Genomic DNA, 21,297 nt, shown 5'->3' on the forward strand with positions numbered 1-21,297 from the left:
ACCGTCACACGCTGCGCCTAAAGGACCGGTATGACACAGACTGATTTCCTGAATGCCGACTTTCCCGAAGCGATAAGCGTCGACGATATCGACCTGAGCGGCCCGGGTCGCTTCTGGAACCGCGAACTCAGCTGGATCGGCTTCAACTGGCGGGTTCTGGAAGAGGCCGAGAACCCCAAAGTGCCGCTGCTTGAACGGCTGCGCTTCTTGTCGATTTCGGCCAACAACCTTGATGAATTCTACACCGTGCGCGTCGCGGGCCTGCGCGAATTGCGCAAGGAAGGCATTACGACGCCCGCCGCCGACGGCCTGACCCCGACCCAGCAACTTGAGCTGATCAACGACGACGCGCGCAAACTTCTGCAACATCAGCAAACGGTTCTAGCGTCGCTTGTGGCGGCGATGAAAACCGCTGGGATCGCACTTCTGGCCCCACGGCAGGTAACCGCCAAGGACAAGGAGTTCCTTGAAGAAGTCTTCCTTGAACAGGTGTTTCCGGTCCTGTCGCCGCTGGCCATCGATCCGGCGCATCCCTTCCCGTTCATCCCCAATACCGGCTTCTGCCTCGCGCTGGAGCTTGAGCGGAAAAAGGACAAGAAGGCGCTTCAGGCCATCCTGCCGATCCCCGCGCAGATCGATCGGTTCATCTCCTTGCCGGCGCCGGCAGGAAAGCACCGCTTCGTGTCGCTGGAAGAGGTTCTGCTGCTGAACATCTCGCGGCTGTTTCCGGGGTATGTGCTGAAGGCCAATTTCGCCTTCCGGGTGCTGCGCGACAGCGACCTGGAGGTCGAGGACGAGGCCGAAGATCTGGTGCGCGAATTCGAAGTCGCGTTGAAGCGCCGCCGCCGGGGCGAGGTCGTGCGGATGACCCATTCCTCCGGCGCGCCGCAAGCCCTGCTGAAGGTCATCATGGACCAGTTGCATGTCAATCCGGACGAGGTCTTTGAACAGGACGGCATGATCGGGCTGGCTGACCTGTCCGAACTTGTGATCGACGCGCGCCCGGACCTGCTTTGGCCCAATTTCACGCCGCGCGTGCCCGAACGGGTGCTGGACCATGATGGCGATATGTTCGCAGCCATCCGCCAGAAGGACATGCTGCTGCACCACCCGTATGAGACTTTCGACATGGTGGTGCGCTTCCTGCAACAGGCTGCGCGCGATCCCAATGTGGTGGCGATCAAGCAGACGCTCTATCGCACGTCCAAGAACTCTCCCATTGTCGAGGCGCTGTGCGAAGCGGCCGAGGATGGCAAATCCGTTACCGCGCTGGTCGAACTCAAGGCCCGCTTCGACGAGGCCGCCAATATCCGCCAGTCACGCCGGCTGGAACGGTCAGGCGCGCATGTGGTCTATGGGTTCATCGACCTCAAGACTCACGCCAAAATCTCGACCGTGGTGCGCCGTGAAGGCGACAAGCTGGTGACCTATACCCATTACGGGACCGGCAATTACCACCCGATCACCGCGCGCATCTATACCGACCTGTCGCTTTTCACCTGCGATCCGGGGCTGGGACGCGACGCGACCAAGGTGTTCAACTACCTGTCGGGCTATGCACAGCCCGAAAGCCTTGAGAACCTTGCGATTTCCCCGATTTCTCTCAAGTCCCGCCTGATCGAGCTGATGGAGGCCGAGGCCGAACATGCCCGCGCCGGACGCCCTGCGGCGATCTGGGCCAAGATGAACTCGCTCATCGACCCCGAAGTGATCGACGCGCTTTACAAGGCCAGTCAGGCCGGTGTGAAAATCAGCCTCGTCATTCGCGGGATTTGCGGCTTGCGACCGGGCATCAAGGGGTTGTCCGACAATATCCGCGTCAAATCGGTGGTGGGCCGGTTCCTCGAACATTCGCGCATCGTCTGCTACGGCAACGGGCATGGCCTGCCCTCCAAGAAAGCGCGTGTGTTCATGTCCTCGGCCGATTGGATGGGGCGCAACCTGAACCGCCGGGTCGAGACATTGGTGGAGATCGAGAACCCCACCGTCAAAGCGCAGATCGTCAGCCAGATCATGGCCGCGAACCTTGCCGATGTGGCGCAAAGCTGGGTGATGGCCCCCGATGGCAGCTTCAGCCGCCCTGCGCTGCCACGTGGAAAATTCGCGTTTTCCTGCCACCGCTTCTTCATGGAGAACCCCTCCCTGTCGGGCCGTGGCTCTGCCGGGGCGTCGGACGTGCCCAAGCTTACCCATACCGACGATTAGCGCGCCCTGCATGGGGCGTGATGCGCCCCTGCCCGCCCGATGAAAATCTGAACCAATCCGCGCATTGACCAAGACCGGCGGATCGCGCATAGCTTGTTAACCTCAATCAAATGCGCGTTATGAACATTCAGTCAGATCGCTCCTCAGACGACCCCGTCCCCTTCACCACCCCGTTGTTTGATGATCCGTCCGTGCGCGCCCTGTCGCGTGTCGGCGTGGTCGATGTGGGGTCGAACTCTGTCCGGTTGGTCGTCTTCGACGGGGCCGCGCGCAGTCCGGCCTATTTCTACAACGAAAAGATCATGTGTGCGCTTGGCGCGGGCGTCAGCCAGACGGGCAAGCTGAACCCGCTGGGGCGCGAACGGGCAATGGCGGCGATGGTCCGCTTCAAGGCGCTGGCGGACCGGATGGGCCTGCCCGATCTCAACGTGGTTGCCACCGCGGCGATGCGCGACGCCGAAGACGGGCCGGAATTCGTCGAGATGGTCGAGAAAAAGACCGGCCTGAAAATCTGGGTGATCAATGGCGAGGAAGAGGCCCGCCTGTCCGCGCAGGGTGTGCTCTTGGGCTGGCCCGGTGCCTATGGGCTTATCTGCGATATCGGCGGTTCTTCCATGGAACTGGCGGAGATTTCCGACGGCGAGGTTGGCCGCCGGGTGACCTCCAATCTTGGTCCGCTGAAGCTGCGCGATCTCAAAGGGGGCCAAAGCGGCCGCAAGGCCCATATCCGCAAGACGCTGGCCGATCTCAAAAAGCAGATGGGCGAGCAGCGCGACCGGTTGTTTCTTGTCGGTGGCTCATGGCGGGCCATCGCGCGGATCGACATGCTGCGCCAGAAATACCCGCTGCATGTGCTGCACGAATACCGGATGGACGCAGCCTCTGTCACCAAGACGGTCGAATATATCCTGACCGGCGATCCCGAGGAAATCCGGCTTGCGGCGGGGGTGTCTTCTTCGCGGATGGATCTGGTGCCGATTGCAGCCGAGGTGCTGGGCGAAATCGTGCGGCAGTTCAAGCCGAAGGATATCGCGATCTCTTCCTACGGTATCCGCGAGGGGATGCTGTATGAACAAATGCCGCAACGCCTGCGCGACCGCGACCCGCTGATCGAAGCATGTCACTTCGCGGAAAGCAAAGATGCCCGCCTGCCCGGCTTTGGCGCGCAGCTTTACGACTTTATCCGTCCGCTCTTTCAAGGTGTGCCGGAAACCCGTTGGCGGATCATTCAGGCCGCGTGCCTGCTGCATGATGTGACGTGGCGCGCGCATCCCGACTATCGGGCCGAGCTGTGCTTTGACAACGCGACCCGCGCCAATCTGGGCGGGCTGAAGCATTCGGAGCGTGTCTATCTGGGGCTGGCGTTGCTGCACCGTTATTCCAACAAGCGGGACGGCACCCGGTTTGAAGACCTGTTCAATCTGATCCCCGAAGAGTTGCAGGTCGAGGCGGAAATCCTTGGCAAGGCAATGCGCTTTGGCGCGATGCTTTGGCTCAATGATGCGTCCGATCTGGGCGAATTCACCGTGATGAAAGACGAAGGCCGCGTGGAACTGCGCCTGTCGAAATCCGGGCGTTCGCTGTTTGGCGAGGTTGCCGAGGCGCGGCTGCGGTCCCTGTGCAAATCCATGGGTGTCGAACCGCGCGTCTATGCAGATGGGGAACTTCTGATCGAATGAACCGGCCCGCCCAAGGGCGCGCGGTCAGATATCGATCGGGGTGTCCTGGTTCGCGGTGGGGGCGTTCGGCCCGCGATCTTCCGGCACGGGGTCATCTTGCATAGGGTCATCTTGCACGGGCGGCTCGACCTTGCGGCGCATGATGATGTCCCCGTTGTCCAGCATTTCGGGCGGGTGATAGGCGGACCAATCCTTGACCTGATCCAGCAGGTCGACAAAGGCCGGACCCATCTCGTCCACGAATTCCTTGAAGGCCGGGCCAATCTGCTCAAAGGCTGGCTCAATCTCTTTGAGCATACCTTCCATGAACAGTCGCGCGCCGCGTTCAATCAGGCTAAGCCCGCCTTCCGCTGCGCCGTCCTGTGTGCCCGTATCCTGCGCGTGGACGGGCGCGGCACAGGCCAAGGTCACGGCGATGATTAAACTGATCCGTCGCATATGTTGAATATAGCCATGCTTGCCCGAAATGTGACCCCTGCCCGCCAAAACTCATGGCGCGGCGGTATCGTCCTGCGTCAGGATGGCAGCGCCGGGATCAGGTGCGCCGTCGATATCGATATCCAGCGAGACCGGGAAATGATCGCTCGCCATCACCAGCGCGTCGCGCAATTCCGGCACCGCCCAGCAGGCGGGATCGTCCAGCGGGTGCCAGATGCGCCAGACCGGACGCTTTGCCATCAGGTCGGGCGAGATCATTACATAGTCCAGCAGGGCTTGCAGGAACCGCTTTTCCGGCCTGATCCAGAATCTTGCGGTGGTGGGCTGCGCCGACAGTTTGCGCCCCAAGGCCCGGCGGGCATGGGGATCGAAAAGCCGTGTGTCACCGTTGCGGCCCATCACGATCTCGACCGAAGAGCGCCCGAACAGGTCCTCGTATTCGTCAAGGCCGGGACCGTCATTGAGATCGCCCAGCACGATCAGCGATTCACCCGCGGACAGATGCTCATCCACCCGGCCCCGCAACCAGATCGCCTGCGCCAGTTGCTTGCGCCGGTTCGCGATGGAAATCCGCATCGCATCGGCGGCATTGCGTGCCCCGTGCGGCGCCTTGGATTTGAGATGTGCGCCGATCATCCGCAATCGCGTGCCACCGCGCGTCGTGATGTCCAGTTCTAGCGGCGGTTTTGAAAAGGTGACGATATCCTCGGTCGCGTCCACGTCCAGATCGATGCGGAAGCTGCCATCGAAACGCGGTGCGCCATGACCGCCCTTCTTGCCCGTTTCCGGCCCGATGGGGTCATGCCGCGCGCTCAAGGCGTTCGGATCGTATAGCAGCGCGATTTCCTGCTGCGTATCGTTGGAAAACCCCATCACGGCCTTGTTCGCCCGCAGCCCCATGGTCTGCGCGAAGGTTTCCAGCGCGGCCACCGTGTTGGACCGGCGCGAATTGTCCGGCGCTTCGATGATCATCACCGCATCCGCGTCCAGCGCCGTGAACACAATGCCCAGCGCTTCGATCTGCTGCGCCCGCGTCACGTTATAGCGCGCCGACCATTCATCATCGACCAGCAGCCCCCCCGCCGCATCAAAGAGAGAGGAAAACCATTCGACGTTATAGGTCGCGATGCGCATCAGCTTTTTCCGACAGGCGTTCCCACGCGCGGTTGATGTCGATCATCCGTTTCTCGGCGATCTTGCGCGCTTCTTCGGGCAGGCCACGTGCATAAAGGGCATCGGGGTGGTTGTCGCGCACAAGCTGGCGCCACGCCGCGCGGATCTCTTCCATCGTCGCATCGCTGGGCACGCCCAACACGTCATGCGGATCGGGTTCTTCGTCGGGGATGAAGCGCACCCGCAGCGACCGGTATTCTGCTTCGGGTAGGTCGAAAATCTCGGCCACCCGTTCAAGAAACGCGTCCTCGTTCGGGTGATAGACACCATCGGCCAACGCAATGTGGAACAGCCCCTCTACCAGATCGGTCAGGGTCTGCGGATGGCCTTCGAACATGCCGCGAATGCGCAGGGCGTATTCCTCGAACCCCGCCACGTCCTGACGCGCCAGATCGAACACCTTGGCCGCGCCCGCCTCGTCCTTGTCCGAGATGTGGAACACCTCGCGAAAGGCGGTGACCTCATCCCGCGTCACCTGCCCGTCGGCCTTGGCCATCTTCGCGCCAAGCGCAATCACCGCGATAGTGAACGCCACCGACCGCTCTGGCGGGGTGCGCAGGCGGTCGAAAACAGCGGTGAGACTTTCACCACTGGTCAGGGCAGAGAGCGCCTCGGAGATACGGGACCAAATCGACATGCCCCCAGTCTAGCCTGACCGTGCGGCAGTGTCAGTGCGCGACCTCAGATGTTTTTCTGCATCAGCACAAGATCAAGAACGTCGCCGAATTTTCGACCAACACCCGGCATTTTCCCAACGATTTCAAAGCCAAGCGCGGTGTGGAATTCGACCGCTGCCGCGTTGTCGCCGCTGATTCCGGCCACCAGAATATCGATGGAGCGTCCTTTCGCCTCAGCCATGACGGCGCGGATCAGCGCGCGGCCGATCCCCTGCCCATGGGCGCCGGGTGCGACCATGACGGTATGCTCTGCCACATGGGTATACCCGGGCCCGCCGCGAAACGGGCCAAAGCTGGCGAAACCCGCGACCTGACCGGCAGGCGCGGCCACGAAAACCGGGCGCGCCTCGATCATCTGCGCAATCTCTTCGGGCGTTTTCTGAACCGTGGTGAAGGTGATCGTGCTGTCCCGGATGACCGGGTTCCAAATGGCGGTGATCGCCTCCGCGTCTTGAGGTGTTGCCCGGCGGATCACGGGCCGATGACCCTGCGCCCGTGCGGTGTGTCGAACTCGGCCGCCAGCGCTGCCGAACCGGTTTCAAATGCGATGCGGTCGTCCTTTAGCTGCCCCGCAAGCGTGGCGGACAGGGCCGCTGCCTCAGGGTGACGAACGGTCAGGCGCGTCAGCCGCACCCCCTGCTGCGCGAGACGCGTCGCCGGATGCTGATCCGTCTGCCATTCGATCAGGGCCGGTGCGGTGTTGTCGAAGGGTAAAATACCATCCGACGGCACCGCCATGCGCCAGCGCAGCGTCCCCCGTTCCAGATCCACCGGCGCCCCCAATTCCATCGGGATATCCGCCAGCGTGTCTGTCAGGTTCGGGGTGCGGCAGATCCAGTTGCTTAGCCGCGCAGCGCCGGAAAACCGATCCAGATCAAACCAGCGCGGGCGATCTGGCTGGGGCGCATTCGGGTTCGCCGCGATCGCCTCCAGATAAAGCCCGTCTTCCAGACCGAGCAGCGTGTTATGGGTGTGAAACACCGCATGTTCGCCGCCGGGCTGCAAGGGCACGCCCAGCGCGTCCTCTACACAAGCGGTCGCCTCGGCGAGGGTCTCCCCCCCGATGGCGATGTGATCCAGTTCGATCATGGGCTGGCCCTTCCTGATCCGTCCGCAATCCGCATCGAGCCGCGCAACCGCACGCCGGTCAGGCGCGGGCCTCGCGGATCAGGCGCAGGATATCCTGCGCGGCTTCGGGAATATTGGTACCCGGACCAAAGATCGCCTTAACACCGTTTTCATACAGGAATTCATAGTCTTGTTGCGGGATGACCCCGCCACAGATCACGATGATATCCTCGGCATTCTGCGCCTTGAGCGCGGCCACCAGCTGCGGCGCGAGTGTCTTATGCCCGGCCGCCTGACTGGAAATCCCGATCACATGAACGTCGTTGTCGACTGCGTCCTGCGCGGCCTCTTCCGGGGTCTGGAACAGCGGGCCGACATCCACGTCAAAGCCGATATCGGCAAAGGCGGTCGCGATCACTTTCGCGCCGCGGTCATGGCCATCTTGGCCCATCTTGACGACAAGCATACGCGGACGGCGGCCTTCGTCTTCGGCGAATTCGTCCACCGATTTCTGGATGGCCGCGAAGCCCTCGTCGCCCTCATAGGCCGCGCCATAGACACCGGCGAGCGTCTTGACCTCGGCCCGGTGACGCCCAAAGATTTTCTCCATCGCCATGCTGATTTCTCCCACTGTCGCGCGCGCCCGGGCGGCTTCGACCGCCCCTTCAAGCAAGTTGCCGCCCTCTTCGGCGCGGCGGGTCAGTTCGGCCAAGGCCGCATCGCAAGCCGCCTGATCGCGGGTGCTGCGGATGGTCTTAAGCCGCGCGATCTGGCTTTCGCGCACCGCCATGTTGTCCACGTCGAGGATGTCAATCGGGTCTTCCTTATCCTTGCGGTACTTGTTGACGCCGACGATCACCTCTTCGCCACGGTCGATCATGGCCTGACGGCGCGCCGCGGTTTCCTCGATACGCAGTTTGGGCATGCCAGAGGCGACCGCCTTCGTCATGCCGCCCATTTCCTCGACCTCTTCCATCAAGGCCCAGGCTTTCTCGATCAGATCGTTGGTCAGGCTTTCGATATAGTAAGAGCCGGCGAGCGGATCGACGACCTTGGTGACGCCGGTTTCTTCTTGCAGCACCAACTGCGTGTTGCGCGCGATCCGGGCGGAGAAATCGGTGGGCAGCGCGATGGCTTCGTCCAGCGCGTTGGTGTGCAGCGACTGGGTGCCGCCCAGAACCGCGCTCATCGCCTCATAGGCGGTGCGGATCACGTTGTTATAGGGGTCTTGCTCTTGCAGCGACACACCCGAGGTCTGGCAATGCGTGCGGAGCATCTTGGAGCGTTCTGACTTGGCACCGAATTCTGTCATCACGCGGTGCCACAGCGTCCGCGCGGCGCGAAGCTTGGCGATTTCCATGAAGAAGTTCATTCCGATGGCAAAGAAGAAGGACAGCCGCCCGGCGAATTTGTCCACATCCATGCCCGCTTCAAGCGCGGCGCGCACGTATTCACGCCCATCGGCGATGGTATAGGCCAGCTCTTGTACGAGGTTCGCGCCCGCTTCCTGCATATGATAGCCGGAGATCGAGATGGAGTTGAATTTCGGCATCTCGTTCGACGTGTATTCGATGATATCCGAGATGATCCGCATCGACGGTTCGGGCGGGTAAATGTAGGTGTTCCGAACCATGAATTCCTTCAGAATGTCGTTCTGAATGGTCCCGGCCAACAGGCTTTTATCATGGCCTTGCTCCTCTCCCGCAACAATGAAGCTGGCGAGGATCGGGATCACCGCGCCGTTCATCGTCATGGAGACAGAGACCTTGTCGAGGGGGATGCCGTCAAAGAGGATTTTCATGTCCTCGACGCTGTCGATGGCCACGCCCGCCTTGCCGACATCGCCAACCACACGTTCGTGGTCGCTGTCATAGCCGCGGTGGGTGGCCAGATCGAAGGCAACCGAAACGCCCTGCTGACCGGCCGCGAGGTTGCGGCGGTAGAAGGCGTTGGATTCTTCGGCTGTCGAGAAGCCCGCATATTGGCGGATTGTCCAAGGACGCCCCGCATACATCGTCGCCTTCACGCCACGGGTGAAGGGGGCCTCCCCCGGGATGGTGCCAAGATGCGGCAGCCCTTCGATGTCTTCTTCGGTATAAAGCGGCTGAACGGGGATGCCTTCCAGCGTGTTCCACGTCAGATCATCGACCGCGCGCCCGCGCAGTTCCGCCTCAGCCAGTTTCGTCCAGGCGTCCTTCTTCGTCATCCAAGTGTCCTCTCACTTCGGCCGCGTGTCGGGCTAAGCCTCTATCGCGCGGCATGGCTTCTTCTGTCAGTGTTGCGTGACCGTCTGCGCCTTGAAGGAGCCAGAACAGGTCATCGTTATATTTTTCGCGCATCGACGCGCGTTGTTCGTCGGAGAACATTTCCCACATGCCCTCCCCGTCCGGCAGCTTCGTGACGGACTGGCCCCGGTCTTTCAAAGTCTGGCGCAGCGTCGGCAGGTCCGGCGCGCGGTTCAGCCATTCGTAATCGCCCTTGAGCGGCACATCGAGCTTGCCCGCCTGCGACAGCAGCGCGCGCGGGTTGGCGTAGAAACTCTCATACGGCATGACGTTGATTTCCACGCCGGGCAGCGCCTCTGACAGGTCGGTAATCACATCGCGCCAGCTACGCTGCGAAGACGCGATGCTGCGCAGCTTGTCGCGGCCGGGAATTGGGTGGCCGCGCATCACGCCATAGGCGATGGCCGAGGACCAGTACCGGTCCTGCGCGCGGATCGACATCGCAATGCGGGTGATCTTGCCATCGAAAGCCCGTGCAAAATGCGCCAAACGCTCGGCCGTTTGCGGATAAAGCGCCATGTCACGGATATTGCCACGCACCGAACCGAGCATGTTTTCATCGCTCAGGATCAGTGCCGTCTTGCCCGATTGTTCCGCCTGCGCCAGCCGCAATTGAACGCGCCCTTCGGCCCGATCCTGCGCCTTTTTGGCAGGTTTCGCCTTGGCCTGTTCCGGGATCAAGCCGCTGAACAGACCATTTCGGGTCCGCCGCGGCCCCCAAAAAGCGATTTCGGACTTCGCCAGCACATCGGTATTCTGACGCATGTAAGCCTGAAACGTAGTCGACCCGGTGCGATGGGCCCCGATATGCAAAATAACATCCATAGTTCGACACTGCCTTCGTGATCGCGCCGTCCCAACCGACGCAACAAGGGGAATTTGCCGTATCATTGGCACGCCCCCCTTTCGTTAACATTAACGCAGTGCATAGTGCTTTTCGTGGTCGCAATCGCGCGCACGCGGCTTATATTGAATTTTATGAAGATGCTCCGCACATCCCTCTTAAGCCTTGTTTTCACGGCCCTTTTCGCGTCGGCATCCAGCGCCGCCGATGGGGAGAAAACCGATCCCGACGCCCTGTTCCAAACAGAATATGCCGGGGATTTGAGCGAATTTGTCTGGAAGAAACGCCCGGTCATCGTCTTTGCCGATAGCGAATTCGATCCCGCCTTTTCCGAGCAGATGGAGATGCTGCGCACCCGGCCCGAGGCATTGATGTCGCGCGATGTCGTGGTGCTGACCGATACCGATCCGTCGAACCTGTCGGCGATGCGCAAAAAGCTGCGCCCCAATGGGTTTGCCCTTGTGATCATGAGCAAGGAGGGCCGTGTGCAATTGCGCAAGCCCGCCCCATGGGACGTCCGGGAAATCACACGATCCATCGACAAGATGCCGATCCGGCAGTTGGAAATCCGGGAAGAGAAAGAACGCGCGCGCCAGTAGCCAGCCCCGGCAGCGGCAAGGCTTTGACCGCCCCGCCGAAGCTGCGCATGGCCCGCTGGACCACACGCTGCCGCTTCATATGGCGCGCACGCCCCGTGCATGGTGTTATTCGAACTCCATGATGACATCATCCACGGCAAAGCTGTCGCCTGCCGATGCGTTGATCTTGGACACGACGCCCTTGCGTTCGGCCCGCAGGATGTTTTCCATCTTCATCGCTTCGACGGTGCACAGCGCCTGGCCTTCCTGCACCTCTTGTCCGACTTCCACATCGACCTTCACGATCAGACCGGGCATCGGGCAAAGCAGCATCTTTGACGTATCGGGCGGCAGTTTTTCCGGCATCAGTTTCGCCAGTTCCGCCTGGCGCGGAGAGCGCACATGCACTTTCAACTCCGCCCCGCGGGTCCGAATGTTGAACCCCCCGGAAATCTTGCCAACCTTCAGAACCAGCGGCGCGCCATCGACCAGCATATCGGCCAGCGGATTGCCCGGCGTCCAGTCGCCTTCGACCCGGTGCTCTGTCCCGTCGGGGAACCGCACGGTGGAGCCATCCGCATCCGCCGCGATCACCACGTCATAGCTTTGGCCCTGCAAGGCGACATTCCAGTCCGCGCCAACCTTGCGTTCATGATTGTCCATGCGGCCAGAAACGCGGGTCCGGCGGATTTCGCCAACCCGGTGCATCGCCGCGCAGGCCGCCGCCACGCGCTTGAGTTCGCCCTCGTCCAGCGTCACGCCATCGAATCCGTCGGGATATTCCTCGGCGATGAAGGCGGTGGTCATGTCACCGCTGACAAATTTGGGATGATCCATGACCGCGGCCACGAATGGCAGGTTGTGGCCGATGCCCTCGACCTCAAACCGGTCCAGGGCGACGCGCATCGCCTCAATCGCTGCGGCACGATCCGCGCCCCAAGTGCATAGCTTGGCGATCATCGGGTCATAGTACATGGAGATTTCGCCGCCTTCGAAGACGCCGGTATCGTTCCGCACGCCTGTCTCCCCGGACGGGGCATCATCATGCCATGTGCCCGCATCCAGCATCGGACCTGCGGCAACTTCCATCGGGGGACGATAACGGGTCAGACGCCCGATCGACGGCAGGAAGTTGCGATAGGGGTCTTCGGCGTAAAGCCGGTTCTCGATCGCCCAGCCGTTGATCGTCAGGTCTTCCTGCTTCATCGGCAGCTTTTCACCTGCCGCGACGCGGATCATCTGCTCCACCAGATCGACGCCGGTGATCAGCTCCGTCACCGGGTGTTCCACCTGCAAACGTGTATTCATTTCAAGGAAGTAGAAGTTCTTGTCGCCATCGACGATGAATTCCACGGTCCCGGCGCTGGCATAGCCAACCGCATGGGCCAGAGCGAGAGATTGCTCTCCCATCGCCTTGCGTGTCGCTTCATCCAGGAACGGGCTGGGCGCTTCTTCGACGACCTTCTGGTTGCGGCGCTGGATCGAACATTCACGTTCGTGCAGGTAAACGCCGTTGCCATGGGTATCGCACAGAACCTGAATTTCGATGTGACGCGGCTGCGTGACGAACTTTTCGATAAAGATACGGTCGTCGCCGAAAGAGTTTGCCGCCTCGTTCTTGGAGGATTGGAAACCTTCGCGGGCCTCGTCATCATTCCAGGCGATCCGCATCCCCTTGCCGCCGCCCCCGGCGGAGGCCTTGATCATCACCGGATAACCGATGTCGTTGGAGATCTTGACCGCTTCTTCCGCGTCTTCGATCAGGCCCATATAGCCCGGAACGGTCGACACCCCGGCGTCCTGTGCGATCTTCTTGGAGGTGATCTTGTCGCCCATGCTTTCGATCGCGCCCTGCGGCGGGCCAATAAAGGCGACACCGGCGGCGGCCAGCGCCTCGGCGAATTTCGCGTTCTCGGACAGGAAGCCATAGCCGGGGTGAACTGCTTCGGCGCCGCTTTCCTTGATCGCCGCCATCACCTTGTCGATGACGATATAGGACTGGTTCGCGGGCGGTGGGCCGATATGGATCGCCTCATCCGCCATTTTCACATGCAGCGCGTGCTTATCCGCATCCGAATAGATCGCGACGGTCTTGATGCCCATCTTGCGCGCCGTCTTGATGACCCGGCAGGCAATCTCTCCTCGGTTGGCGATCAGGATTTTATTGAACATTTGCGACTTCCCATTGTTGTTCGGAGGGCCCGCGCAGGTGCGCTTGGGCAAAGAAAAACCCGCGTCCCGGCAAGGGACGCAGGTTGAAAACAGGTCGTGAAGCCGCGTCGCGTGCGCGATCAGCAGCGTTCAGGATAGGTTTGGCAATATGCGAGGTTTGCCGCAGCACCGACGGCCGCACCCGTGACCGGGTTGGCGTTGACGACCGCAGCCGCGCCTGCACCGGCACCAGCGCCGAAAATTGCGCGTTCGCCCGTCGTGTCGCCACATGCGGCGAGGGACAGAAGGGCTGCACTAAGAATGGCCGGGATCTTGATGGACATGGCGGGAACTCCTTTGCGTTGATCTTCAACGAGACAACGCGGAGCCCCGCGAAAGGTTCCCAAACCCGATCTGCGCATGCCCCTCGAGCCGGCAGACTGGTGCTTAGTGGCTTATTGGCATTTGCCGGGGTTGGTCTGGCAATACAGCATGTTCCCAGCGGCGCCGACGACCGCGCCAGTGAACAGCTTGCCATCCAGAACAACCGCTGTTGCTGCGCCGGCACCTGCACCGACAAGCGCTTGATCTGTAATGGTATCTCCACATGCCGCCAGCCCTGCCAGACCGGCTGCGGCAATGATCCATGCCTTGAACTGCATCTTGTTAGCCCTTCTTGAGCGATTATGTTGTTTGCCTCTGCCGCGACTATACGCGCCGCGTCGACCAATAACAATTCACTACCTGTGGAGAAACCGGCGAAAGCCCGCCAAGTCAACGGCTTACCCTCTAGAACGAATGTGGGCAGCTTATGTCTGGGGGACATAAGCTGCCCATGAGGGGAAGGGGTACGTAAAAATAGCGCGAACCTCGGTCGTGGTAGCAATCCTTGATCCGCACAACTCAAAGTTAACCTTTTCAAACCTTTTTCCAAGCCGCGCGACAAGGATTGGCGAAAATCAGCCGAGAATTGCCTATTCAACCTGTAGTTAGGCGACTTCATGCTTACTCATCCTCGAAAATATCGGGGAAAGCTGCACGGGCGACCGCAACATCTATGCGCAACAGGGCATCGTAACTCTCTGGATCGAAAGGGTCTTCTGCTGGCACGACCTCGCGGCCAAAGAGCCAGCTGATCCGCCCGGCATCAAGATTACCGCGCTCAAACGGGGCGTCGCCGAAATGCTCCCACAGGGCGGCAAGAAAGGCGGTATCGGCACGCCGATCGGCGGCCTTTCTGTCACGAAACCGCTCTCGCCGGGTCAGTGGGGTCACGCCGCGCGGATTCGGGCGACGGATGGTGAACTGGAAATCGGTGCCGGAAAGGCGGCCCGGAAAACCGCGATGCTTCAGCATTTTGCGCCCTCCATTGCGGAGAGGCGGAGTGGACCGGCCCCGAAGGCCCGGCCCGAAAGGGTCTTACTTGTATTTACCTGTGTAGACAGGTTCGGACGAGATCGGCTCAGGCTCGACCACGACGAACTCTTCCGTCTCTTCTTGGGCGCATGCGGCCAGCCCGGCAACGAGGCCGAATACCGCGAGAAGTTTAATGCTCTTGGACATCTGTTTCTCCTGTCATTGTTCCAAAGCGCAAACGGGCACGTAGGCCCTGCCTGCCTCAACTCTGAGGGTGTGACTCCAACCGGATTCACAACGCCCAAGATACGCGAAACGCGCTTTGAATGATATGCAGGACAGGTGGCAGCCCCAGTCTGTGGCGGAAAATCACCACAAACTTGTCCACAAGAGATTAACGCCGCAACATGTTGTGGAAGCATCAGAACCCCTCCCATATGCAGTCGCCCTTTTCGACGCGAAACTGCTCGAAATACTGGGTGGCGTCCGGGTCAGACAGCCCGAATTTCACCGCGCGATCAGACATGGAAATCACAACCTTGTCCGGCTCCAGCTCGTAGTTCTGCAGGTATGGCACAGCCAGATTCACGCACAGATGCGAGAAATCCGGTTCCAGCATGGCGAAATCCGGGGCCGAGTCGCTGTCGCGGGCGATTTTCGGCGCGATAAAGCGGAAGCGGATCCAAGTTTCGCTGCCAACCGTGTCGATCAGCACCTCCTGCAAGTCCGCGGACACGCCAGACGGCAGGTCCATTGCAGCGGCCCCTTGCGACAGGGCCAGGAATAAGGCGCAGCCTTGGACCGCTTTCGCGGTTCCTCCACCAAGGGCTGCGGCGCAGCTGTGGATAACTCCACGCGCGCGGTGTAAGTTGCTTTTTGTAAACTCAGTGCCGGAGCGTCGCGCCAAGCCTCCGGAAAGAATCGCATTTATGCAATCGCGTGATGCGCCGACATATGCGCGGCGGGCTGCTGTCTGTCCGAATGTCATCATCAAGCGCCCTCCCCTCTTTGCGCGAATTGCACCCAGCGCGTGCGGCGCTGCTTGTCGTCCAGCACAGCTTGAACCTGCGCCACCAAGTCTTCGTTTGCGGCCGGGACGCGCCCGCCTGCCTCCACCTGCCAGCCCGCCGAAATCGGGGTCAGCCGCACCACCGGGGAAAACCCACGCACCCGCTGCAACGCGCGCCACATATCCTGCCGGATTTGATGGGCGAGCCGAACCGCTGATCCGCCGGGCAGCACTGTACGCGCCGTCATATCGAAACGTGGCGGCAGGTGGCGGCAAAGGATCACCGCCTCCCCATCCCGCAGAATATGCCAGCGCGGCTGCCCCATGGCTTACAACGGGATGTTATCGTGCTTCTTCCATGGCAGCTTTTGTTTCTTGCTGCGCAGGCTGGCAAAGGCCCGCGCGACGCGCTTGCGGGTGGAATGCGGCATGATCACTTCGTCGATAAAGCCACGCTCTGCCGCGACGAAGGGGTTGGCGAAGCGATCTTCGTAATCCTTCGTGTGCTGCGCGATCTTTTCCGGATCGCCCAGATCCCCGCGGTGAATAATCTCGGTCGCGCCTTTCGCGCCCATAACCGCGACTTCCGCCGTCGGCCAGGCATAGTTGAAATCGGCGCGCAGATGCTTGGACGCCATCACGACATAGGCACCGCCATAGGCTTTGCGGGTGATGACCGTGACTTTTGGCACCGTCGCCTCACCATATGCGTAAAGCAGCTTGGCCCCGTGCTTGATGACGCCGCCATATTCCTGGCTGGTGCCCGGCAGGAAGCCCGGCACGTCCACAAGCGTCAGCAGCGGGATTTCAAAGCAGTCGCAGAAGCGCACGAAACGCGCCGCCTTGCGGGCACTGTCGATGTCCAGAACCCCGGCCAGAACCATTGGCTGGTTTGCCACGACGCCCACCGTGCGCCCTTCGAGGCGAATGAAGCCGGTGATGATGTTCTTGGCGAAATCTTCCTGAATCTCGTAGAAATCGCCCTCATCGGCGAGTTTCAGGATGAGTTCCTTCATGTCGTAGGGCTGGTTCGGGTTCTCCGGGACCAGCGTATCAAGGCTGTTTTCCACCCGCGCCGGATCGTCGAAGAACGGGCGCACCGGGGGCATTTCGCGGTTGTTGAGCGGAAGAAAATCCACCAAGCGGCGCACTTCCGCCAGCGCCTCGACATCGTTTTCGAACGCGCCATCGGCGACAGAAGATTTCTTGGTATGGGTCGACGCCCCGCCAAGCTCTTCTGCCGTAACCTGCTCATTCGTCACGGTTTTAACAACATCGGGGCCGGTGACGAACATGTAGGAGCTGTCTTTCACCATGAAGATGAAATCCGTCATCGCGGGCGAATAGACAGCGCCGCCCGCGCAGGGGCCCATGATCACGGAGATCTGCGGCACAACGCCAGAGGCGCGGATGTTGCGCTCGAAGACGTCGCCGTAGCCAGCAAGGCTGTCGACGCCTTCCTGAATACGCGCACCGCCGGAATCGTTGATCCCGATCACCGGCGCGCCGTTTTCCATCGCCATATCCATGATCTTGACGATCTTGGCCGCATGGGTCGCGGAAACAGAGCCGCCCAGAACCGTGAAATCCTGGCTGAAGACATAGACTTGGCGACCGTTGATGGTGCCCCACCCAGTCACGACGCCGTCCCCTGCGGGCTTTTGCTGTTCCATCCCGAAATCGGTGCAGCGATGGGTGACGAACATGTCGAACTCTTCGAAGGAGCCTTCGTCGAGCAGCAGATCAATACGCTCTCGCGCTGTCAGCTTGCCGCGACCGTGCTGGGCATCGATACGCTTTTGACCGCCGCCAAGACGCGCACCGTCACGCCGATCTTCGAGTTCGCTCAGAATGTCCTTCATGGGGGCTCCTCCCGTAGAATTTTCGGCAACCTACAGCCGCAACACGCCGCAGGACAGTATTTTCCGGCTAATTTGCAAAGTTTATGCATAGGACGCTTTGCAAATTGCAAATCTGCAAAGTTCGGATTGTCACGTGACGTCGCGGAAATTGGCTGATGGACATGCTGCGGTTGCAGTTCTACATCACGAGGCATGAGCCAGTTTGCCCCGGTTCGTTTCCTAGACAGAACGACCCCACCTCACATCGGAACCTTGATCCTGCTATCGGGCATGTCCGCGATGGTCATGAACATGTTCCTGCCGTCCCTGCCCGGGATGACCGCGTATTTCGACACGGAATACTGGGTCATGCAGATGTCGGTCTCCATCTATCTTGCGGCCAGTGCGGTCTTGCAGGTGTTTATCGGCCCGTTGTCGGACAAGTTCGGCCGCCGCCCGGTGATCCTGCTGGGCACGATCGGATTTCTGCTGGCAACGCTGGGCTGCATCTATGCCCCGACTGCGGGCGTATTCCTGATCTGCCGTACCTTGCAGGCGATGATGGCCGTGGGCATGGTACTAAGCCGGGCCACGGTGCGCGACCTTTACTCACAAGACCAAGCGGCGTCGATGATCGGCTATGTCACCATGGGCATGGCGGTCGTGCCGATGATCAGCCCGGCCATCGGCGGGTTCCTCGATCAGGCATATGACTGGCGGGCTAGCTTCTGGTTCCTCTTCGTGCTGGGCGCGCTGACTTTCGTGCTGGTCTGGGCCGATCAGGGCGAAACCGTCAGCAGCTCTGGCCTGACACTTGGCCAGCAATACCGCGAGTACCCCGAACTTCTGTCGGCCCGGCGCTTCTGGGGCTATTGCGCGGCAGCGGCCTTCACCTCGGGCGCGTTCTTTGCCTATCTCGGCGGCGCCCCCTTCGTTGGCACGCAGGTCTACGGCCTGTCCTCGGCCGAACTTGGTGTCTATTTCGGCGCACCTGCCATCGGCTATTTCCTAGGCAACTACCTGACCGGGCGCTTCACCATCCGCTTTGGCGTCAACCGCATGATCATGTGGGGCTGCATCGGAAATATCGTTGGCATCACAGCGTCCCTTGTCGTGTCCTATGCGGGCTATGGCTCTGTCTTCACGTTCTTTTTCTTCATGACCTTTGTTGGCCTCGGCAATGGGCTGGCCATTCCCAACGCCACTGCGGGGATGCTCTCCGTCCGCCCGCGCTTGGCGGGAACGGCGTCCGGCCTTGGCGGCGCGATCATGCTGGCGGGCGGCGCGATGCTGGGTCAGTTGACCGGCCTGCTGCTGACGCCCGAAACCGGAGCCTTTCCGCTGCTTTGGCTGCAATTCCTGACCGGCGTTCTGGCAATCGTGGCGATCACATTGACGATCCGGCGCGAAAAACAGGTCTCGGGCCACGGCTGATTTAACCCCGCTTTAACGACGTTTGGGAAAACTTGCGCTGAGGGCTTTGCAAAGTTAGCGTGCGAGGCCTGCAAAGTTGCAAAGTCTCGGGGGCCATTCATGTCGACACAGAAGCTTTATGCCGGGGTGAAACTGCGGGAATTCCGCACGCGGATCGGGCTGACCCAGAAGGATTTCGCGAGCAAACTCAAGGTATCCCTGCCCTATCTGAACCAGATGGAAAACAACCACCGCCCGGTGTCCTCTGCCGTGGTGCTGGCGCTGGCGACGGAGTTCGGGATCGACGTGACCGAGCTTTCGCAAGGGGATGGCGAACGTCTGGTCAGCGATATGCGCGAGGCACTGGCCGACCCGCTGTTCAAGGGGGATGCGCCGCCGCTGGCCGATCTGAGGCTGACGGCCTCCAACGCCCCTGCCCTTGCCCGCGCCTTCATCGAACTGCACCGGTCGTACCGGCAAACCCACGAACGGCTCGCTTCGCTTGACGAAGCCCTGGGACGCGACGGCGCGCAGGCGCAGCCCAGCGCATGGGAAGAAGTGCGCGACTTCTTCCATTACTGCGACAACTATATCGACGCCGTGGATCGCGCGGCAGAGCATTTCGCCGGGCAGGATGGCGGGTTGAAAAGCATCCGGGTCGCCGCTGTGGCGCGTCTGGGCAATGCGGGCATTCGCGTCCAGTTTGAAGAGGCCGAAATGCTGCGCCGCTATGATGCGCAAAAGAAAGTCCTGACCCTGTCGGCGCTGGCCACGCCCGAAACCCAGACTTTCCAGTTGTTGCTGCAAGTCGCGCTGCTGACGCAGAACGCCCTGCTGGAAGCGACGCTTGATCTGGCCCGGTTCAAAAGCGACGAGGCCCGCGCCATCGCAAAGATCGGCCTTGGCAATTACTTCGCCGGGGCCGCGCTGATGCCCTATGGCAAATTCCTTGATGCCGCCCGCAAAAGCCGCCACGACCTTGAGGCGCTTTCGACCCGCTTCGGCGCCTCCATCGAACAGGTCGCGCATCGGCTGTCCACGTTGCAAAGGCCGGGTGCCAAGGGTGTGCCGTTCTTCTTCGTGCGCGTCGATCAGGCCGGAACCATCACCAAGCGCCACTCTGCCACGCGGCTGCAATTCGCGCGCTTTGGCGGGGCGTGCCCGTTGTGGAATGTTCACCGCGCCTTCGAGACCCCCGGCCAGTTTCTGCGCCAATTGGCCGAAACGCCCGATGGGGTGCGCTATATCTCCATTGCGCGGGATGTGACGAAATCCGCCGGGCGCTACGGTGCGCCGGTGCGCCGTTATGCGATCGCGCTGGGATGTGAGGTCGCTCATGCCGAAGAGCTGGTCTATGCTAACGGGATGGACATCACCCGCGCCGAAGCCTTTGAACCGATTGGCATTTCCTGCCGGATTTGCGAGCGCACCAATTGCCATCAACGCTCGGTTCCGCCGCTGGAACGGCCGCTGGAGGTCGATCCTGATCAGCGTGACGTGCTGCCCTATCGCGTCGGGTAATCCGCGCGCCGAAATGACAAAGGGCGCACCAAGGCGCGCCCTTCTTTTCCGATATTGCGACTAAGGCCCTTCAGGCGTCCGCCGACAGCGCGGCGTAGATTTCATCCTTCAGCGCGGCACGGCGCTTGCGCAATTCGACCTCGGTCAACTCTTCGACCGGCTCGACATTTGTCTCGGCCCGGTGCACGGCCCGGTTCACTTCGTGATAGGATTCGACCAGCTTTGCGAAATGGGCATCGGACTGTTTCATAGCGGCAATGCGGTCGGCAAATTCCGGGAAATCGTCGGCGAGTTCGTGCGGTGTGTGTGACATGTGATGTTGCTCCCTTTCACGCGTTCGAAGGGAGTGTAGCGTTTTCACCCGGCCCAACATTGACCCGGATCAAACTCAGCGCTTTGCCCGCCGCCATCCGGCCGCGCGCGCTTCGGCCTCATTGCAGAACCACCGTTCCCCTTTTTGCGGCGAAATCCGCGTGCGCGCGTAATTCTCCTGCCCCGGCACGTGGTAGATACGCGCCCCGGATCGGGAAAGGTTGCCCTTGATCACACAGCCATCGGCGCGGTCCGCCGGGGTGCTGCGCTGCGCCTTGCGGAACGCGGCGGGGGATTGCACGTCATAGCCATGCAAACCGGCGCGGCGCACGGCGGCGGCTTTTTCGTCCAGGTCATAGGCCATGGAATAGTAGCGATACGCGAAGGCACGTCCGTCCGAAACCAGCACCTTGCCCAAGTCGTTGCCGCGCACCGTGCAGCGCGCGACATCGCGCCCGTATTTGTCCTGTTCGATGGTCTTGCAGCGGGCGCGCTTGCCTTCATACCGCTCTGTCACGACCTGCGTGACCCAGCGCCCGCAGCGCCAATCCACCCCCGCACCATCGCGGCAGGTCTGATCCATCTCGGGCGCGTCGATGCCGTGCAGCCGCACTGTGACGCCGCCAACTTTCAGCGTATCGCCATCGACAACCCGAATCCGGCCAGTCGGATCGGAGGCCAGAACCGGCGCCGCAAGAAGGAGTGCCCAGAGCACGTTAACGAATCTTAACATGCCCCCGGTATCCC

At 61.2% G+C, this 21,297-nt stretch carries 22 protein-coding genes; 5 read left to right on the forward strand and 17 right to left on the reverse strand.

Going from position 1 to position 21,297, the window contains the following annotated elements; all coding sequences use genetic code 11:
* Positions 1–30: 30 nt before the first annotated feature.
* Together E4Z66_RS11950 and E4Z66_RS11955 are read left to right on the forward strand one after the other, a co-directional pair.
* Positions 31–2,205: an RNA degradosome polyphosphate kinase gene (locus E4Z66_RS11950; protein WP_136463260.1), complete on the forward strand. Its 2,175-nt coding sequence runs from the start codon at positions 31–33 to the stop codon at positions 2,203–2,205.
* A gap of 119 nt (positions 2,206–2,324) precedes the next feature.
* Positions 2,325–3,884: a Ppx/GppA family phosphatase gene (locus E4Z66_RS11955; protein ID WP_136463261.1), complete on the forward strand. Its 1,560-nt coding sequence runs from the start codon at positions 2,325–2,327 to the stop codon at positions 3,882–3,884.
* 24 nt (positions 3,885–3,908) lie between these two features.
* Here E4Z66_RS11955 and E4Z66_RS11960 read toward each other — a convergent pair whose 3' ends face one another.
* From E4Z66_RS11960 to E4Z66_RS11990, 7 genes are read right to left on the reverse strand one after another with little or no spacing between them, the layout of a single operon-like run.
* A complete protein-coding gene (locus tag E4Z66_RS11960) occupies positions 3,909–4,322 on the reverse strand; it encodes a hypothetical protein (RefSeq protein WP_136463262.1) in 414 nt (137 codons plus the stop codon).
* 51 nt (positions 4,323–4,373) lie between these two features.
* A complete protein-coding gene (locus E4Z66_RS11965; RefSeq protein ID WP_136463263.1) occupies positions 4,374–5,456 on the reverse strand; it encodes an endonuclease/exonuclease/phosphatase family protein in 1,083 nt (360 codons plus the stop codon).
* A complete protein-coding gene (locus E4Z66_RS11970) occupies positions 5,437–6,132 on the reverse strand; it encodes a molecular chaperone DjiA (RefSeq protein WP_136463264.1) in 696 nt (231 codons plus the stop codon). The genes E4Z66_RS11965 and E4Z66_RS11970 overlap by 20 nt, the downstream gene beginning before the upstream one ends.
* A 44-nt stretch (positions 6,133–6,176) precedes the next feature.
* Positions 6,177–6,647, reverse strand: a complete 471-nt coding sequence (locus E4Z66_RS11975; protein ID WP_136463265.1) for a GNAT family N-acetyltransferase — start codon at positions 6,645–6,647, stop codon at positions 6,177–6,179.
* Positions 6,644–7,261 (reverse strand): VOC family protein, encoded by a 618-nt coding sequence (locus E4Z66_RS11980; RefSeq protein WP_136463266.1) that lies wholly within the window; start codon positions 7,259–7,261, stop codon positions 6,644–6,646. Before E4Z66_RS11980 ends, E4Z66_RS11975 begins: the two co-directional genes overlap by 4 nt.
* Positions 7,262–7,319: 58 nt before the next feature.
* On the reverse strand, positions 7,320–9,446 hold the full coding sequence (scpA, locus tag E4Z66_RS11985) for a methylmalonyl-CoA mutase (RefSeq protein ID WP_136463267.1): 2,127 nt from the start codon (positions 9,444–9,446) through the stop codon (positions 7,320–7,322).
* Entirely contained in the window at positions 9,412–10,350 is a 939-nt protein-coding gene (locus E4Z66_RS11990; RefSeq protein WP_136463268.1) for a hypothetical protein, read from the reverse strand. Before E4Z66_RS11990 ends, scpA begins: the two co-directional genes overlap by 35 nt.
* Positions 10,351–10,509: 159 nt before the next feature.
* Between E4Z66_RS11990 and E4Z66_RS11995 the strand changes: the two genes are divergently transcribed.
* Complete coding sequence (locus E4Z66_RS11995) at positions 10,510–10,968, forward strand: DUF4174 domain-containing protein (protein ID WP_136463269.1); 459 nt, start codon at positions 10,510–10,512, stop codon at positions 10,966–10,968.
* Positions 10,969–11,073: 105 nt separating this feature from the next.
* Here the strand turns inward: E4Z66_RS11995 and E4Z66_RS12000 are convergent, their stop codons facing one another.
* From E4Z66_RS12000 to E4Z66_RS12030, 8 genes are all read right to left on the reverse strand, one after another.
* A complete protein-coding gene (locus tag E4Z66_RS12000; protein WP_136463270.1) occupies positions 11,074–13,119 on the reverse strand; it encodes an acetyl-CoA carboxylase biotin carboxylase subunit in 2,046 nt (681 codons plus the stop codon).
* Between the two features lie 119 nt (positions 13,120–13,238).
* A complete protein-coding gene (locus tag E4Z66_RS12005) occupies positions 13,239–13,442 on the reverse strand; it encodes a hypothetical protein (protein ID WP_136463271.1) in 204 nt (67 codons plus the stop codon).
* 111 nt (positions 13,443–13,553) lie between these two features.
* Positions 13,554–13,760: a hypothetical protein gene (locus E4Z66_RS12010; RefSeq protein ID WP_136463272.1), complete on the reverse strand. Its 207-nt coding sequence runs from the start codon at positions 13,758–13,760 to the stop codon at positions 13,554–13,556.
* Between the two features lie 343 nt (positions 13,761–14,103).
* Positions 14,104–14,454, reverse strand: a complete 351-nt coding sequence (locus E4Z66_RS12015) for a hypothetical protein (RefSeq protein ID WP_136463273.1) — start codon at positions 14,452–14,454, stop codon at positions 14,104–14,106.
* 63 nt (positions 14,455–14,517) lie between these two features.
* Positions 14,518–14,661, reverse strand: coding sequence for a hypothetical protein (locus E4Z66_RS19675; protein WP_168797790.1), 144 nt, complete (start codon positions 14,659–14,661; stop codon positions 14,518–14,520).
* 214 nt (positions 14,662–14,875) lie between these two features.
* Positions 14,876–15,445, reverse strand: coding sequence for a DUF6497 family protein (locus E4Z66_RS19880; RefSeq protein WP_246036003.1), 570 nt, complete (start codon positions 15,443–15,445; stop codon positions 14,876–14,878).
* Positions 15,445–15,789, reverse strand: coding sequence for a hypothetical protein (locus tag E4Z66_RS12025; RefSeq protein ID WP_136463274.1), 345 nt, complete (start codon positions 15,787–15,789; stop codon positions 15,445–15,447). Before E4Z66_RS12025 ends, E4Z66_RS19880 begins: the two co-directional genes overlap by 1 nt.
* Before the next feature lie 3 nt (positions 15,790–15,792).
* Positions 15,793–17,325 carry an acyl-CoA carboxylase subunit beta gene (locus E4Z66_RS12030; protein WP_136463275.1) on the reverse strand — a complete coding sequence of 511 codons (1,533 nt, stop codon included), beginning with the start codon at positions 17,323–17,325 and terminating at the stop codon, positions 15,793–15,795.
* A gap of 192 nt (positions 17,326–17,517) precedes the next feature.
* Here E4Z66_RS12030 and E4Z66_RS12035 point away from each other — a divergent pair, with 192 nt between their 5' ends.
* Both E4Z66_RS12035 and E4Z66_RS12040 read left to right on the forward strand, forming a co-directional pair.
* Positions 17,518–18,738, forward strand: coding sequence for a multidrug effflux MFS transporter (locus tag E4Z66_RS12035; protein ID WP_136463276.1), 1,221 nt, complete (start codon positions 17,518–17,520; stop codon positions 18,736–18,738).
* A gap of 99 nt (positions 18,739–18,837) precedes the next feature.
* Positions 18,838–20,238 (forward strand): helix-turn-helix domain-containing protein, encoded by a 1,401-nt coding sequence (locus tag E4Z66_RS12040; protein ID WP_136463277.1) that lies wholly within the window; start codon positions 18,838–18,840, stop codon positions 20,236–20,238.
* A gap of 70 nt (positions 20,239–20,308) precedes the next feature.
* Here the strand turns inward: E4Z66_RS12040 and E4Z66_RS12045 are convergent, their stop codons facing one another.
* Together E4Z66_RS12045 and E4Z66_RS12050 are read right to left on the reverse strand one after the other, a co-directional pair.
* A complete protein-coding gene (locus E4Z66_RS12045) occupies positions 20,309–20,551 on the reverse strand; it encodes an HP1242/YdcH family protein (protein ID WP_136463278.1) in 243 nt (80 codons plus the stop codon).
* Positions 20,552–20,626: 75 nt separating this feature from the next.
* A complete protein-coding gene (locus tag E4Z66_RS12050; protein ID WP_136463279.1) occupies positions 20,627–21,283 on the reverse strand; it encodes a thermonuclease family protein in 657 nt (218 codons plus the stop codon).
* Between the last annotated feature and the right edge of the window lie 14 nt (positions 21,284–21,297).

This window comes from Aliishimia ponticola (assembly GCF_004803475.1).
Lineage (GTDB): Bacteria > Pseudomonadota > Alphaproteobacteria > Rhodobacterales > Rhodobacteraceae > Aliishimia > Aliishimia ponticola.